21 protein-coding genes are annotated in these 16293 nt (G+C 44.0%); 17 read left to right on the top strand and 4 right to left on the bottom strand.

Features of this window, described 5'->3' with window-relative positions; genetic code table 11:
* Positions 1–37: 37 nt before the first annotated feature.
* The 3 genes from ACTHPA_RS09105 to ACTHPA_RS09095 all read left to right on the top strand — a co-directional run bounded on the left by ACTHPA_RS09105 (position 38) and on the right by ACTHPA_RS09095 (position 1235).
* Positions 38–514, top strand: a complete 477-nt coding sequence (locus tag ACTHPA_RS09105) for a DUF2975 domain-containing protein (RefSeq protein ID WP_440499860.1) — start codon at positions 38–40, stop codon at positions 512–514.
* 10 nt (positions 515–524) lie between these two features.
* The gene (locus ACTHPA_RS09100) at positions 525–737 is read left to right on the top strand and encodes a helix-turn-helix domain-containing protein (RefSeq protein ID WP_440499859.1); all 213 of its coding nucleotides are present in this window, start codon (positions 525–527) and stop codon (positions 735–737) included.
* Between the two features lie 213 nt (positions 738–950).
* Positions 951–1235, top strand: a complete 285-nt coding sequence (locus ACTHPA_RS09095) for a late competence development ComFB family protein (RefSeq protein WP_440499858.1) — start codon at positions 951–953, stop codon at positions 1233–1235.
* Positions 1236–1259: 24 nt separating this feature from the next.
* Here the strand turns inward: ACTHPA_RS09095 and ACTHPA_RS09090 are convergent, their stop codons facing one another.
* Complete coding sequence (locus ACTHPA_RS09090) at positions 1260–2087, bottom strand: flagellin N-terminal helical domain-containing protein (protein WP_440499857.1); 828 nt, start codon at positions 2085–2087, stop codon at positions 1260–1262.
* A gap of 114 nt (positions 2088–2201) precedes the next feature.
* Here ACTHPA_RS09090 and ACTHPA_RS09085 point away from each other — a divergent pair, with 114 nt between their 5' ends.
* Positions 2202–2609: a flagellar export chaperone FliS gene (locus tag ACTHPA_RS09085; protein WP_440499856.1), complete on the top strand. Its 408-nt coding sequence runs from the start codon at positions 2202–2204 to the stop codon at positions 2607–2609.
* Between the two features lie 66 nt (positions 2610–2675).
* On the opposite strand, the gene ACTHPA_RS09080 is transcribed toward ACTHPA_RS09085, so the two are convergent.
* The 3 genes from ACTHPA_RS09080 to ACTHPA_RS09070 all read right to left on the bottom strand — a co-directional run bounded on the left by ACTHPA_RS09080 (position 2676) and on the right by ACTHPA_RS09070 (position 5692).
* A complete protein-coding gene (locus ACTHPA_RS09080) occupies positions 2676–3725 on the bottom strand; it encodes a hypothetical protein (RefSeq protein ID WP_440499855.1) in 1050 nt (349 codons plus the stop codon).
* The gene (locus tag ACTHPA_RS09075; protein WP_440499854.1) at positions 3722–4807 is read right to left on the bottom strand and encodes a YaaC family protein; all 1086 of its coding nucleotides are present in this window, start codon (positions 4805–4807) and stop codon (positions 3722–3724) included. The genes ACTHPA_RS09080 and ACTHPA_RS09075 overlap by 4 nt, the downstream gene beginning before the upstream one ends.
* 108 nt (positions 4808–4915) lie before the next feature.
* Positions 4916–5692: an enoyl-CoA hydratase-related protein gene (locus tag ACTHPA_RS09070; protein WP_440499853.1), complete on the bottom strand. Its 777-nt coding sequence runs from the start codon at positions 5690–5692 to the stop codon at positions 4916–4918.
* 134 nt (positions 5693–5826) lie between these two features.
* On the opposite strand from ACTHPA_RS09070, the gene ACTHPA_RS09065 reads away from it, so the two are divergent.
* The 13 genes from ACTHPA_RS09065 (at position 5827) to csrA (ending at position 16083) form a co-directional block, all read left to right on the top strand.
* Entirely contained in the window at positions 5827–7062 is a 1236-nt protein-coding gene (locus ACTHPA_RS09065) for an EAL and HDOD domain-containing protein (RefSeq protein WP_440499852.1), read from the top strand.
* 63 nt (positions 7063–7125) lie between these two features.
* Positions 7126–7971: a DegV family protein gene (locus ACTHPA_RS09060; protein WP_440499851.1), complete on the top strand. Its 846-nt coding sequence runs from the start codon at positions 7126–7128 to the stop codon at positions 7969–7971.
* Between the two features lie 296 nt (positions 7972–8267).
* Complete coding sequence (locus ACTHPA_RS09055) at positions 8268–9647, top strand: DEAD/DEAH box helicase (RefSeq protein WP_440499850.1); 1380 nt, start codon at positions 8268–8270, stop codon at positions 9645–9647.
* A complete protein-coding gene (locus ACTHPA_RS09050) occupies positions 9644–10252 on the top strand; it encodes a ComF family protein (protein ID WP_440499849.1) in 609 nt (202 codons plus the stop codon). Before ACTHPA_RS09055 ends, ACTHPA_RS09050 begins: the two co-directional genes overlap by 4 nt.
* A gap of 12 nt (positions 10253–10264) precedes the next feature.
* A complete protein-coding gene (locus tag ACTHPA_RS09045; protein WP_440499848.1) occupies positions 10265–10684 on the top strand; it encodes a TIGR03826 family flagellar region protein in 420 nt (139 codons plus the stop codon).
* Positions 10677–11177, top strand: coding sequence for a GNAT family N-acetyltransferase (locus tag ACTHPA_RS09040; RefSeq protein WP_440499846.1), 501 nt, complete (start codon positions 10677–10679; stop codon positions 11175–11177). Before ACTHPA_RS09045 ends, ACTHPA_RS09040 begins: the two co-directional genes overlap by 8 nt.
* 198 nt (positions 11178–11375) lie before the next feature.
* Positions 11376–11639, top strand: a complete 264-nt coding sequence (gene flgM, locus ACTHPA_RS09035; protein ID WP_440499845.1) for a flagellar biosynthesis anti-sigma factor FlgM — start codon at positions 11376–11378, stop codon at positions 11637–11639.
* A gap of 23 nt (positions 11640–11662) precedes the next feature.
* Positions 11663–12160 (top strand): flagellar protein FlgN, encoded by a 498-nt coding sequence (locus ACTHPA_RS09030; RefSeq protein ID WP_440499844.1) that lies wholly within the window; start codon positions 11663–11665, stop codon positions 12158–12160.
* Positions 12161–12175: 15 nt separating this feature from the next.
* Positions 12176–13792 (top strand): flagellar hook-associated protein FlgK, encoded by a 1617-nt coding sequence (flgK, locus tag ACTHPA_RS09025; protein WP_440499843.1) that lies wholly within the window; start codon positions 12176–12178, stop codon positions 13790–13792.
* An 18-nt stretch (positions 13793–13810) separates the two neighbouring features.
* Complete coding sequence (flgL, locus tag ACTHPA_RS09020; protein ID WP_440499842.1) at positions 13811–14728, top strand: flagellar hook-associated protein FlgL; 918 nt, start codon at positions 13811–13813, stop codon at positions 14726–14728.
* A gap of 53 nt (positions 14729–14781) precedes the next feature.
* Positions 14782–15336 (top strand): DUF6470 family protein, encoded by a 555-nt coding sequence (locus ACTHPA_RS09015; RefSeq protein ID WP_440499841.1) that lies wholly within the window; start codon positions 14782–14784, stop codon positions 15334–15336.
* Between the two features lie 83 nt (positions 15337–15419).
* Entirely contained in the window at positions 15420–15857 is a 438-nt protein-coding gene (gene fliW, locus ACTHPA_RS09010; protein ID WP_440499840.1) for a flagellar assembly protein FliW, read from the top strand.
* 1 nt (position 15858) lies between these two features.
* On the top strand, positions 15859–16083 hold the full coding sequence (csrA, locus tag ACTHPA_RS09005) for a carbon storage regulator CsrA (protein ID WP_440499839.1): 225 nt from the start codon (positions 15859–15861) through the stop codon (positions 16081–16083).
* Positions 16084–16293: the final 210 nt, after the last annotated feature.

Below are 16293 nucleotides of genomic sequence, written 5' to 3'. Positions count from 1 at the left end.
TATAATCAAAGCACATTACACATGCGAGGTGCTTTTAATGAAACGAGGATCAACATTATTTTTAAAACTGGCACTGTTTCTTATCGGGATGCCGGTTCTTGCATTATGTATATATGGGCTCTATTCGTTAATTAATAATCCATTCAATCCACAGTATGCCTACGCCCTCTATCCGATCGTGATAGGCATGTATGTATCCGTTATACCGTTTTTCGCCGCATTGTATCAGGCGTTTAAACTATTAAGTTATATTGACAAGAACGAAGCATTTTCCGAGCTATCCGTCAAAGCTCTCCAGAAAATAAAGTTTTGTGCGATGACGATCAGCGTATTGTATGTCATCATTTTGCCATTCGTTTATATCGTGGCGGAGCTGGATGATGCGCCAGGTCTCATCATCTTTGGAATGGTTCCTGTCTTCGCTGCTTTGGTGATCGCGGTGTTTGCTGCGGTCCTTCAAAGATTGCTGCAGGAAGCTATTCATATAAAATCAGAAAATGATTTAACGGTCTGAGGTGAAACCAATGGCGATTATAATAAACATTGACGTAATGCTAGCAAAAAGGAAAATGAGCGTAACAGAACTAACGGAGAAAGTCGGAATCACAATGGCGAACTTATCCATACTGAAAAATGGAAAAGCAAAAGCGATCCGTTTTTCAACGTTAGAAGCGATTTGTAAAGCTTTGGATTGCCAGCCTGGCGATATTTTGGAATACCAAAACGATGAAGAGTAATCACAAAAAGTCGGTTCCTGCCAATAGGAATTCGACTTTTTTGTACTAAAGCATATAACTGCCCGAGTAGACGAATAAATCCCGCAAATGCTCGTAAAACCTCTTAAATAGATATAAAGTCCTTTGTTCATAATACAACTTTCCTACAGTTCCTTAATTTTCCTTCAAATGTTACGATGAAGTTAGAAGCTCCATTCTAGGGGGTTATGAAACATGCCAGTATACAATGTAATGGAAGAAGTCGTCCAAGGCGTACTCCAACAATACGAAAAAGAACTACATCTATCGTGCAGTTGCGACAGATGCAAAGACGACATCATGGCTATCGCACTGAACGAAATCCCGCCGCGCTATATCGTCAACACCAATCTAAGCCCATACATCCGCGCCTCCCACGTCGCAGACCGGCAAGGCGCAACGAATATCCTCTCAACTGTCGTGAAAGCGGCACGCATCGTCTCCGCATCGCCCCGCTGCGAAAACGCAAAAAAAGAGTAGGCAGGGAGAAATCCCAACGCCTACTCACTTCGAAAACAACGACATCACACTATGGATATTCTGATTCACCTGTTTGACAAGCAGATGATCCCCTTGCTGACGGATATCCAGATTCACGAAATTCATCATTTCCTTCGCCATATCCGTATCCTCTAGCAATGAAAGCGACTTCGTCAAATTATTTTCGAACGTCAACGCATTCGTCAAATGATGCTCGACCGCTTCCATATTCGAACCGATACGTGTCAAATGGCTGGAAACTGTCTTAATTGCATCATCGATTTTCGTAATGAGCTCATTTGCCAAATCGCGCAACTCCAGCGACACATACTTGCCGTCATCCTTGCGAAGACCTAAAGCCTGAGCACTGACATCGACAAGCGTTATTTTCATTTGCTGCCCTGGATTCGCCCCGACTTGCAACGTCAATGATCCCTCTTGGCCCAATATCTTCTTCGTATTGAACTCAAGCTTCGAAGCTGTATCATCGACAGCGCCAAGCAAATTCTCAAGCTCGACTTGGCTAGCCGCACGGTCGTTCACCGTTAGCGTATCATTCGAACTCATCACCGCAAGCTCGCGCGCCCGCTGCAACAGGCCATTCACATTATTCAGCCCTTCATTCGAAGCCTCAAGAACGGACAACCCGTCCTGCATATTGCTCTGCGCCCGGGAAATCCCACGGATCTGCGCACGCATCGTCTCCGAAATCGACAGCCCTGAAGCGTTGTCGCTGCCCTTCGCAATCTTCACGCCGGACCCAAGCTTCATCAAACTCTTCTCAATCTGACCCGCATTCCGCATCGACCGATTCGCCGACACCGCAATATGCTCGCCGCTCAAAACACGCATTCCATCACCCCAATTCAAACTTCTACACGATCTCCATTTATATATCGGACGAAAACGATTGAAATGAACAGAAAAAAGCCGATACAAAAGAAAAAGCGACAGGAGGCACCTACATTGACAACCGTAGACATCGAAAAAGCAATCCAAATCTACAAAGAAGCGAGCGCCTCCACATTATCGATGATGGAATACGTCCTCCTCCTGCTCAACGAACTCCAAAAAAACATTCAACAATGCAAGCAGGCGATCGGGGCAGGGGATGCCGACGAGCGAGACCGTACATTGCAAAAAGCACAAGACTTTCTATTCGAACTCATGACGACGACCGACCACGAAGCCGAACGAAGCGAACGGCTCATGGCCATCTACCTTCACATGAACCAATGCCTCGTCCAAACACATATGACCAAAACGGATAGCCTTCTCGACCATGTCGAAGAAATGACTGTTCAGATAATCGCGTCATGGCAAGTCGCCAAACAAGTAACGCGCCGCAGGAATTTCACGACGGACCGCTTGTGAATGATGAATCTTTTTGGGGGATTAATAAATTTATGAAAATATAAGAGAAATGCTGCAATCCCTTTTTTATAAAAACTTATGGTTAATGGATTCCAAGGTTCCAAAGAAAGGATTCAAATCTTCATCGATAACTCTAAGCTTTAAATCCGCATGGCTGCCAAATTTATTATTAAAGCTAGTACTAATATTTTCGATTTGACACAGTGTTGGTGCAGGTTCTGTATCATAAGGGTCAAAAACATGGACTAAGTCTATGGGATTTAAGTTGTATATTTGCTGTGATTTTAAAGAATAGCCGTTTCCTACGAGGTGAGAAGCACTTCTAATACTAATCAAATTATCTTCGTTATAAATAGGTAGCTTGCTCTGAAAGAAGGATTGATAGATGAGTTGATTTAAAGTTTGTATTGATTCTCTTATACACATTAACGAGATAAAATATTTCAAGGGTATTATAGTTTTATCCCTTTTAGCATTTTCAATCGCTTCTAATATATCATCTGGAGAGTGCATGACCCCTGCTTTACGAATCCTATCCGTAAATAAAAAAATGATGTTTTCTATATTCTTGCTACTAATTTTATTTAGTTCGGAATGTAAACCACTAGGGATTTCACCAATCTCTTGAAACCCTTTGTGTTTTTTGAAATGCAATTGAAGACTTTCTAAAATTTCATCAGTAAAAATCAATGAATCATAACTATGTTCTTTAGTTACAACTTTTTCATAAATACTATAGGGATCTAAGATACTTCTGTGATTTAAATTATTTGGTAATAAATTAATTATTTTTTCGTTTATATAAATAATTTCCCTATGTAATTTAGTTAATAGTCCATACTGCTCTTTAGTTAATTGTGGTACTAAGCAATTAAATTGTTTTTCAATCTCTTTTCTTTGGCTATCAGCAACTAAATATCCATAGAATTGAATATTCGCTTTTTCTGCGCTTTGGTTTCTTATTATTTTTCCAAATTCATACTGATCTAGCCTTTCACCTATTTTTACGTCTTGAAATTTATTCAATTCACTCATCATCGAAGAAACTTCGTCCCTAAAGGATGAATTTTTTAAAATGGTTTTACACATTTCATAGGCAACTTTTACGATACTCATTTATATTTCATTCCTTTTCCGTAAAGTAAGTGTTCTAACTGTTCCTGCACAATCTTATTTATGTCTTCACTTAATGTTGTAAATCTTAAATCAGTTATACCCTCTGTTTCATTAACAAAGAAAATATCCTTATCCTCTATGAAATTCAAGACTAAATTAGGGAGGTGACGAACTGATACAGATAAAAACTTCTCAACCAATAATTTCTCTCCAGTTATGTCTTTTTGGATAAAAGGGTTCCATATACTTGGATTGTATCTAGATAAAAACCCAAGTCCGTATAATCCAGAATACATGGCTATTAAAAGTGATAAATTAACTAGCTTTCCTTGTTTCTTCAAAGCCAATTGGAGAAATTTTCTTCCGTGCAATGAATATACCCCTATATCCTTAAACTTGATTTTTCTATTTAGAATGACCATATCATTTTGAAATTCAGGAATTAGATAATTAACATTTAAATCTTTTACTCTATCTATTAGAGAAGTGTTGTTTTTTAGAAATGGGTATTCCCCAAAGTTTATTCTTTCTATAGTCCTGTCCCTCAGCTTGATAACCTCAATAGGAATAACATTTGAATTAGTAGAATAACACATTTCGAAATCATTTCTTAAATCGGGAATAATACTAAATACTTCTTTTAGCTTCCAACTCATTCCTTTTGGGAAATCGTCATCTGAAAAGACTTCGCAAAACTTCGTAAACCCACCAAACTCACTGTCTTTAATAGTGATAAGGGAATTTCCAATTCCTTCTGTCAAATCTTTTGGCGGTGATAAACTCATTCCATGACCTCTTATGTCAATTTTTTTACCCGTTTTCAAACTAGCAAATCCCACCAATAGGTTCGTTACCCCATAATAAATTAATAAAGGTGTTATATATAATGACGAATGCTTTGCAGACTCAAAATAGGCATGAGACTGCATAATTGAACCCGCGATGAAATCAATCAACTCATCATCAGAAGTATGATCCATTTTAAATAAATATTTTTCTATATTAGAAGGGTATCCATAACGTAATAACAATTTCCATTGTTCTTGTTCTGGATTTTCAGTAACTATATACTTTTTTTCCATTCTAAATCCATCTCCTAATTTTAATTAAAGTGAAACCCTTTATTAATTATCCCTTTATTCTTTTTTTATGAAAGAGAAATAATCGGTCCTCCGCAACCATTCCCATCATCATTTTCCTTTGAACTCCGGTTTACGCTTCTCCGCAAAAGCCGCAAGCGCCTCCAACCGATCTTCCGTCGGGATTGTAATCTCATACGCTTTCCGCTCGATCGCAAGCCCCGTCTGCAAATCGGTGTTCATTCCATGCTTTATCGCGAACTTCGCTTGCTGCAGAGCAATCGGTCCATTTGCGAGCAGCCCCTCTGTGAACTGGTCTACCGTTTCGTGTAAAATATTCGCAGGAGCGACGCCCGTCAATATGCCGTATACAAGTGCATCATCTGCCTTCAATCGTCTCGCCGTCAAAATGAGCTCCATCGCTTTTGCTTCACCGATCAGCCTCGGAAGCCGCTGCGTCCCGCCGGCTCCTGGAATGATTGCGAGCCCCGTCTCCGTCAGTCCCATTACCGCCGAATCCGCCGCGAACCTGAAATCGCAAGCTAATGCAAGCTCCATTCCACCGCCGAACGCATAACCGTTTAACATTGCAACTGTCGGCTGCGGCAAATTTTCCACCATCGTAAACACTTCGCCGATCTTATAAATATTCCGTTTCACTTGCGAATCCGACAGCAGCCTTCGCTCCTTCAAATCAGCCCCCACACTGAATGCACGGTCCCCGGAGCCCGTAAAGGTGACAACCCGGATATCAGGATTAATGCGAATCGACTCGATCACTTGTCCTAGTTCAGACAGCATATTGTAATTGAACGCATTCATTGCTTCCGGACGGTGCAGCGTCACCTTCGCGACATGCCCAACTTGCTCAAATAGTAGTGTTTCCATTGTGAAACCTCCCATTTCCTCAAACTTTCATCCAACATATCATTTTTCTTAATCTACTGCTATTAAAATAGTTTGAAAATTAATAGTAAAAGAGAACTAGTTTTGGTATACTGATTGCATTGAGAGGTGGGAACATGGAGGCACATATATTTGTAGGAAGACAGCCTATTTTGGACACTGAAGGGCGCATTTTCGGTTATGAACTGCTGTACCGCAATAGTGAAAAAAACAGCTTCCCGAATATCGATCCAGAGCAGGCGACAATCCAATTGCTTATCAATACATTTTTATCGATTGGCGTCGATCAGATTTCGGGGGATTCAAAGTCATTCATCAATTTTTCCGGTGACCTGCTCATTAAGGACATCTTTTCGAGTTTGAAGCCGGAATCTGTCGTCATCGAAATTTTAGAGGACGTTGAAATTACGCCAGCTCTTATCTCGAGAATTAAGGAGATCAAGCAGGATGGATTTCAACTTGCGCTCGACGACTTCATCATGCAAGACCAATACGCCTTACATAATGAATTATTCAAGTTGATCGATTATGTGAAAGTGGATTTTCTCGCTGTAGACGAAAAGGGTAGACGTGCGATTGAGAAATTCATTAAACAATACCCTCATATTCAAATGATTGCGGAAAAAATCGAAACCGAAGAGCAGTTTCAGATGGCGAAAAAAAGCGGATACGATCTGTTCCAAGGGTATTTCTTTGCCAAACCAGAAATCATTAAAGGCGTCGAAATCCCCGCGAACCTTAATTTGCATATGCAAATTATAAACAGGCTGAACGTTTCGGACCCGAACATCGACGAAATCGCAAATCTAATACTCCATGACATCTCACTAACGTACAAATTGCTGCGATTTATTAACACGATGAATTTCAATATCCCGAAAAGCGTAGGCTCCGTTAAGCAGGCGATTGTCTTGATCGGCTTGCGTGAATTGAGGAGATGGATGCGGATTTTAATGCTGCTCGATATCGGTGATCATTCATCGAGCGGCCGCATTAAAGCGCTCGTTTCCTATTCAATGTCACGTGCGAAAATGTGCGAGCTCATGGCAGTCCGTACAGGGTATCCGAACGGCGACGAGCACTTCTTCGTCGGACTGTTTTCATTGCTCGACGTCATTATGAAGCGCAACTGGGACGATATTATACCGATGTTCCCATTTTCCGAGGACGTGGCGGAAACGTTGTCAGGAAAGCAAACCGACTTGAGCCCTTACTTGGAGCTCGCAATTGCGACGGAGCGTTTTGATTTAAAAAGTATCGAGAAAATCGGAAAACAATTCGGAGTGTCGAAAGAGGAGATTGCTGCGTTTTCGAATAAAGCGAACCATTGGGCGCGAACACTTGAGAGATGACCTTTTAAACCTTTTCTTTTCACCTGCATATCAAGTAGAATATTATGCAGGAGTTGATTAGTAGTGAAAACAGCAATTGTAACAGATAGTACGGCATATTTGCCGTCTTACATAGTGGAGGAGTTCGATATCCACGTTATCCCGCTGACAGTGACGATTGACGGACAGGCTTTCGAAGAGGAAGTCGATCTGACGTCAGCGGATTTTTACGATAAAGTACGCGGCGAAGGACCGTTGCCGAAAACATCCCAACCGCCCGTCGGAAAATTCGTTGAGCTGTTCGAATCGTTGAAAGCGGACTATGATGCTGTCATTTCGATCCACCTATCTAGCGGTATTAGCGGAACTTATGCAGGTGCCGGCCAAGCAGGGGAAATGGTGGAAGACATAGACGTCCGCACTTTTGACACGGAAATTTCGTGCTATGTCCAAGGATTTTACGTCATCCGGGCAGCCGAAAGGGCGAAAGAAGGCGCTGCTCCCGACGAAATTATGGCGGAGCTCGAGGAAATGAAAAAGACGACGCGCGCCTACTTCATGGTGGACGACCTTGCACATTTGCAGCGTGGCGGCAGACTGTCAAGCGCACAAGCACTGATCGGCGGCCTACTGCAAGTGAAGCCAATCCTCCATTTCCAAGACAAAGTGATCGTCCCATTCGAAAAAATCCGCACACGCAAAAAAGCGATGAAACGCATCGCTGACATGCTCGCAGAAGACGCTGAAAAAATGCCTCTCGACGCGGCAATCATCCACGCCAACCAACCTGAAGAAGCGGAAATCTGGTTAGCTGAACTATCAGAACGCCTGCCTGACGTCAATTTCACCATCAGCCACTTCGGCCCGGTGATCGGTACGCATTTAGGTGAAGGATCGATGGGGCTTGGATGGACAAGACGAAAAGCGTAAGCGGCCGCCTAGATGCGACAGGCATAAGCGTAATGGAAGGGCTCCTTTATTCCGATAAAGGCTCAATTAATCGTACAAGGGCTCCTTTATTTTGATAAGGGCTCAATTAATCTGGCAAGGGCTCCTTTATTCCAAGAAGGGCTCAATTAATCGCACAAGGGCTCCTTTATTCCAACAAGGGCTCAATTAATCAATCAAAGGCTCAATTGGTCAAAAGCATTCAGCGCGGCACGACGCGTCATTAACCAAATTCTTGCCGCGTACAACTACAAAATAACAAAAGTGGGGGTGTGAACATGACAAAACCATTCAATCCGGCAATCCGGGATTTCCTGGACGGCCGCATTTGGCTGCGCATGCACACCCCTTTTCCGCGCGAAGAAATCGATGCGCTTATTGAAGCAGGACATATTCAAACAATCAAAGGCATTGAATCAAAACCATCTTTTCTGAATCAAAAACGCCACTTCTGCAAACGGTGTGAAAATGAAGACCCTACCCGCTTCACAATATTCAACTGTGCCAAATGCGAAGGAACATGCACGTATTGCAGGCAATGCCTCAAAATGGGCCGCGTCTCGTCATGCACGGAACTCATTATATGGAATGGTGAGAAACCGACATACCCAACAAACCACACAATCGCTTGGCAAGGCACACTTACACCGCATCAGCAAAAAGCATCCGACGAACTGACCGAAAGCCAAAATAAACGAGTGTCCCATCTCATCTACGCTGTTTGCGGATCAGGAAAGACGGAAATTCTGTTTCAGCCTATACATAAGCTGCTCAATGAAGGAAAACGTGTTTGCATCGCGGCGCCTCGTGTCGACGTCATTCTCGAACTCGAACCGAGATTGCGCGCAGCATTCCCTGATACGAAAATCGAAGCGTTATACGGCGGTGCCAAGCCGACGATGGAAGCTTCCCAGCTCGTCCTCGCGACAACCCATCAGCTATACAGATTCCAGCACGCATTCGATGCCGTCTTCGTCGATGAAGCGGATGCTTTCCCATACAAGTCCGATGCAACATTGCAAAAGTCCGTCCGAAAAGCGGTCAAACCTGGTTTTCCAGTCCATTACGTAACAGCGACACCTTCAGATAGGCTCCTCTCGGAAATGAAACGGGCAGGCTTCGTCTCTATCATCAACCGGCGCTACCACGGCCACCCATTGCCTGTCCCGACATTCACCCCGTTATGGAGCTACGAAAAGCAGATCCGAAAAGGTGTCCTTCCGAAAAAACTCGTCAAATGGACGGAACAACGGCTTGCAAACAAAGAACCGTTCCTCATCTTCTTCCATCATATCGGTTTAATGGAGGAAGCTGAGCCTTTATTCCAGCTCATCGACCCGCGCATCCGCTCCGTTCATGCGTCGCATCCCGACAGGAAAGAGCATGTGCAGGCGTTGCGGAATAAAGTACTGCCGGGCTTGCTTACGACGACTATCCTTGAACGGGGCATTACAATACCGAACGTGCAAGTAGCAGTCGTCGGAGCCGAACAGCAAATCTTCGACAAAGGCGCCCTCATCCAAATCGGTGGTCGAGTCGGAAGGTCGGCGGACTTTCCATCTGGTGATTTCATCCTGTTCCATAACGGCATTACGTACGCGATGGACGAAGCGAAGACGGAAATTGACAAATTAAACAAAGGAGGCGTCCGCACATGAATTGCCTCCTTTGTGAGCAGAAACTTGCCTCCACACCGAGCTGGCAATCCCTTTTTGCCATCGAAAAGACATCATTAATTTGCGAAAACTGTTCAAAAAGCTTCGAACGGGTCGACATAAAAGAGGAAGGCGATCCGGTCGATCACGTCACTTCCATCTATACATATAACGAACCGATGCGCGAATATCTCCATCAATACAAATTCCTACAAGACGTCGCACTCGCAGGTGTCTTTGCGGAGGAACTACGCACAGAACTGACAGGGAAGGACGCCATCATCGTACCGATCCCGATGCATCCGCAAAAGAAAATCGAGCGCACTTTCGCTCACGTCGAGGAAATGCTTAAGGAAGCGCGCATTCCATTCGAAGACCTACTCCTTAAGACAAACACCGAAGTGATGGGAGAGAAAACGAGAGAAGAGCGGCTTGCCATGCGCAATTTATTCACAATCAAACCCGGAAGCGAAATCCAAAATACGACCTACATACTCGTCGATGACATATACACAACAGGCACGACACTCCGACAAGCAGCAACCGTCTTGAAGGAAGCTGGCGCAAGTCGAGTGGAGGCAGTCACGCTCATCCGTGCTGAAAAATAGGAGGAACAAATCATGGCAGAACTAAAACATTGCCCGACATGCGGCGACTTTTTCAACTACACTGGTATCCGAGAAGTATGCGCCAAATGCGCACGCAGCGAAGAAGAAAAGTATGAGGAAGTGTACCGCTTCCTAAGAAGACGCGAAAACCGCGCCGCGACAATCGAACGGATTGTAGAAGTAACAGGCGTGACCGAAACGTTGTTGCATAAATGGGTACGGAAAGGCCGTCTACAACCGGCATTATTCCCGAATCTCGGTTATCCGTGCGACAACTGCGGCAAGCTCACGACGAAAGGCAAGCTTTGCGTAAATTGCACTGAGGAACTGAAAAGTGGGCTGCGCCAATTCGAAGCTGCTCAAGAATTCAGGGAAGCAGTCCAAAAAAGCGAATCCGGCACATATTTAGCCGATCGAAACAGAGATGATTAAGGAATCGGTATCGTTACGGCCATTACGCATCGCCGATTATGAAGCTGTTCTAAATTGGAGCAAGGACGACCTCTTCTGTGCCGCAAACGACTGGGAGAAAAATCGCGATGAAGAGGAGCTTTACCAATGGTGGGTGCGCTGTGTAAACATCCAAGCGGAAGATTTTATTAGATTGGGAATTGAATTCAACGGGAAACTGATAGGCTATGCTGACTTGGCAAATATAGAAGGGAACATCGCCGAAATAGGCATCGCAATCGGCGAATCATCCCTTTGGGGAAAAGGCATTGGCTATCGTTCGACGTTGAGTTTAATGAAATACGCTTCCTCGAGACTGGGAATCACTGACTTCAGCGCAGAAACACACGAAACAAATATCCGTTCACAAAAAATGCTGCACAACCTCGGATTCAAGGAAGTGAGCAGAATCGGCAGCGAAGAATATATGGGCGAGGTTAGCCAGTTGATTCAATTTAGGCTGAAAAACCTATAAATTCTAAGAAACACGCATATACGCCCTAAACCGACTTGCACAAGTCGGTTTTTTCCTCCTTTTAAAGGGAAGAATAAGCTAGGACTACCCCTGCAAAACGCACAAACTCCGTTTTCCTTCAAAAGACCCTAAACGTTGTCACAAATCTGCCGAAATAAGAGGTAAGACCAAATTGACACATCGAAAGGAGCGAGACAAATGAAAATCAATAAAATTAACATCCCGCCCGTCAACCCGTACCGGACGAACCAATTGAAAGCCGAGCAAGCGAAAGAACAGGCGAAATTCAAAACGGATAAACTCGAAATCTCATCCGAAGCGAAGCAGCTCTCCGAAACATCACCGATCACAACACAACGGAACGAGCGCGTGCAACAGCTGAAAGCAGAAATCGAATCAGGGAACTACAAAGTGGACGCTGAAAAACTCGCCTCCAATCTAATGAAGTACTACAAAAAATAAGGACTACGAAAGCAGGGGTCTCCATGTCAATAGATACAATCCTTTCCATACTCGACAACTTGGAAAAACTGCATAAGAGCCTGCTTCGCATTGCAAACGAAAAAACTGCGCTCATAAAAAACGGCGACATTAACGGCATCGACCAGCTTATGAAAGACGAGCAGGCTCATCTTGCTGCTATCGTCCAAATGGACAACAACAGGCAAAAAGCGGTCATCGCATACCTCAAAGGACAAGGACGTCCCGTGCCGATGAACCCGACAATCGCCAATCTGATCGAAGCAACACCCGAGCCGGAAGAGAACCAACTTGTGGAGGCGAAGGACCGTCTCCTGCATGCGATTCATGAATTGAAATGGCAAAACGACTTGAACCAAAAACTGACCTACCAATCCCTTCAATTCGTGAATCTGTCGCTGGACATGATCCGCCCGCGTCCGGAAACGGCTACCTACTCAAAAACTGAAATCAACGGCAGAAAAGAGAAGAAGGAACTACCAAACTTCGACTCGCAAGCCTAAGGAGGAACACTCACCATGCGCTCCACATTCATGGGACTCGAAACAAACAAACGCGGACTGTACACCCAACAATCCGCCCTCTATACAACAGGACACAATATTAGCAACGCCAACACACTAGGCTATACCCGCCAGCGCGTCAACATGCAGGCGACCGCCGGATTCCCAGGTGTCGGACTGAACACCCCAACAATGCCTGGATTCCTCGGTACTGGAGTAGAAGCGGGCTCCATCCAACGTATCCGCGACTCTTTCGTCGATCAGCAGTATAGACAGGAATCGAATAAGTTAGGGTATTGGGAATCAAAATCAAAAGCGATCACTCAAATGGAAGATGTCTTGAATGAACCGTCCAGTTACGGTCTTCAACAATCGCTCAGTGAATTTTGGCAGTCCTTAAACGACCTTGCCGTGAATCCGAAAAATGGCGGAGCGCGGGATGTCGTTGTACAACGGGGAGAAGCCGTTGCTGATTCATTCAACTATCTTCATGGTTCATTGACACAAATCCAAAAAGACATAGGCAGTGAAATTGGAATTGCAATAGAGGATGTTAACTCAATCCTTGACCAAATTGCGAAACTTAACGGCCAAATTGCCCAAGTAGAACCGAACGGCTATTTACCGAATGATCTCTATGATGCGCGAGATAATTTACTCGATCAATTATCCGCCTATTTACCAGTGAAGACAGAGAAAGTTGAATCAGGCGGAAGAGCGTTAAAAATTGCAGAAGGCTCACTTACTGTCACAGTTACTTTCGGTGGTAAAGAAATTAAAGTAGTTGAAGGTTCAAATTATGCCCAGTTCAAAACTGAAGGGGCTGTTGATAAAAATAAGACAACTCCAAATGAGTCTCCATTTGCAGGCTTCTATTTGCTTGATGGAAAATCCCTCGAAAAAGGGGAAGAGTCGTTTGTCGATTTCAATTTAGCGGAAAGTGAAAACAAAGAGCAAGTTACTTTTGTGAAGTCAAAAGACGAAGGTAAAATCAATTCCCTTATTACTTCTTTCGGCTACACGAACGACAAGGGTGAAGTAAAAGGCCTTTATCCTGAGATGATTGATAGCCTAAATGAAATGGCTAGAGAATTTGCTAAAATGTTCAATGAAGCTCATAGAGAAGGTTTTGAGTTGAATAGCGGTAATAATGGACAAAACTTTTTCGACCCTTATTCAGAGAATGTCGGCGACACTGATAATCCTTATGATTATAGCAGTATGACCGCAGGAAATATCGCTGTTTCTGATTATATAAAAGAAGATTCCAGTAGAGTTGCGGCCTCGTCCAAAGCAACTGAAGAAGGAAATGGGGCAAACGCCAAAAATCTTGCCGGTATTCAATTTAAGCCGATGGGTGATAACGGTCCGTCTCTCCAGACATATTTCCAAGGGGTTATAGGGAAGCTTGGAGTTGAAGGGCAAAATGCAGCAAAGATGGCATTCAATTCAGGGACACTGCTCGGAGCAGTTGATCAACGACGAGCTTCCATCAGCTCAGTTTCCTTGGATGAAGAAATGACTAATATGATTCAGTTTCAACAAGCATACAACGCCTCGGCAAGAATGATCACGGTCGTTGATGAAACATTAGATAAAATTATCAACGGCATGGGTGTTGTCGGCAGATAATAGGGAGGAAGAATAGCAATGCGTGTTACACAATCTATGCTCTCCAATAACATGCTCCGCAACTTATCGACGAGCTATAATAAAATGGGCAAGCTTCAGGATCAGCTGACAACTCAAAAGAAAGTGAACCGTCCATCCGACGACCCTGTCGTTGCGATGAAAGGTATGGCTTATCGTATGCAAGTAGATAAGGTGGAGCAATACCAAAGGAATCTTGGAGAAGTGCATAACTGGCTTGACACAACTGACGATGCACTTGACCATGTCGGTGAAGCGATGAAACGGCTCCAAGAACTCGTAACAGATGCTGCTAACGATACTAAAACGTATGAAGACCGCCAAAAAGTACTGAAAGAAATCGACCAACTGCGCGAACAAGTGCGTGACTTGGCGAATACGAAAGCGGGAGAGAACTATCTGTTTTCAGGAACGAAAACGGGAGAACCGCTTTTTCAAGGGGAGACAATCGCCGGGGTTGCAATTCCTCCGGATGGCGACTATCCAACTGCCTTTAACCCATCATTCCAACAGCCAGTAAATATTGAAGTATTTGATGGCGTCGAATTGCCGGTCAACACGGATGGAGCTGCACTGTTCTCCCAAATCGATGACATGTTCAGGCAACTATCTGCAACGATTCAAGATGAAGGAAAAAGCGGCTCGGACATCAGCTCCTTTTTAGGCAATGTAGATGACATGCAAAATCTTGTCCTAAAGGAGCGTGCAAACATCGGTGCCCGACAGAATCGTGCGGAAATGATGGAAAACCGTCTTGACTCCCAAGAGGTCATCTCGAAAAAACAAATGTCCGAAAACGAGGATATCGATATCGAGAAAGTAATCACCGAAATGATCACACAAGAATCCGTCCACCGCGCAGCACTTTCAGTCGGTGCAAGGATTATCCAACCATCTTTAGTAGATTTTCTACGTTAATAAATCAAAAGCGTTTGGTCACATGCCAAACGCTTTTCTAAAAGGTGAAGCTTATGAACATCCCACAACTTCAAATCCAAACAACACGCGGCATTCTTGGACTGCAAATTGATAAACCAATTCAAGAAATCGAGCAGCCAAAAGCGACGATCCACCAAGAGCAACCAGCCGCCATTCTAGAAATGTCGACGACAAGATCCCAGCTCTCCATAGACTCGACAGAAGCGCGTGCCGACATTGACTTGAAAAGTCCACTTCGAAGAGGCGACGAAAATGCGCAATACGGGATGCAGCAAATAAATGAAGGAATTGCAAGACGAGCACAAGAAGGCCAACAGCTCATGCAAATTGAAAATGGGGGAGACCCGATTGCCGACATAGCTAAACAAAACGCTAACCCGCCTCCTGCACCACTCGGCATCCGATTCGTAGGCGACCGGACAAAAATCCAAATGTCCTTCCAACCCGGCACACTCAACATCAACGCAACACCACAAAAACCGGTATTAGACGTCCAAATTAACAAACCGATCCATAACTATACTCCGGGCAAAGTCACTGGTCATATGGAACAATACCCATCCATCCAAATCGATTGGACAGTGTAACAAGAACGGGACAGCTCGTTCTTTTTTTATTCTCCCGACAATGGTACTCTCAATATAGCGAACTAGGTAAAGGAGCGAATAACATGCATATCCAAACAAAGTTTCATGGTGAAATCGAAATCAAAACGGATCAACTATGGAACTTCCCGAAAGGTATTCCAGGTTTCGAAGACGAAAAGGAATTTATTCTTCTACCTATAGAAGGAAACGATATTTTCCAAGTCTTACAATCAACCAATTCACCAACCGTCGCGTTCATCGTCACAAATCCATACACGCTAGTCGCAGACTATTCGTTCGACATCGACGAACCGACAATCGAACTGCTCGACGTCGAAAAACCGGAAGATATATTCGTACTCGGGATTCTTACACTGAAACAGCCATTCGAGACATCTACAATTAACCTGCAAGCGCCACTTATCTTCCAAATGAACAGCAGAAAAGCAAAACAAATGATATTAAATGATAACCGTTTCACAACTCGCCACACAATCGGCCAACCGAAGGAGGCAAAATGACATGCTAGTCCTCTCTCGCAAAACGAATGAAACAATCAAAATCGGAGACGACATCGAGCTCCGCATCCTTGAAGTTAAGGGCGACACAATCCGAATCGGCATAGAAGCTCCGAAAACTGTAGACATCCTTCGCGGAGAACTGGTCCAGTCAATCACCGAAACAAACACAGAGGCACTTACATTAGATGCTTCCCTTTTTTCTCAACTTACAAAGAAAGAGCAATAATACTTCAAAATGGATGCCTAGCAATACTGACTGGCGTCCATTTTCATTTCTCAACATACTTTTCTTTAAAATAAACCAAAATTCAACAAAAAAATATAGAAAACGCTAAACTCCTAACCAACTTGTCCGATACTAATATTGTAAGCGGCAGTAACGAGTTCGGCCGGCTCTTACTCCGTGAGCAACAAATTACTTAGGGTCACAAGGACG

Source organism: Sporosarcina sp. SAFN-015 (assembly GCF_051966875.1).
Lineage (GTDB): Bacteria > Bacillota > Bacilli > Bacillales_A > Planococcaceae > Sporosarcina.
This window is presented reverse-complemented; position numbering and strand designations above follow the sequence as displayed.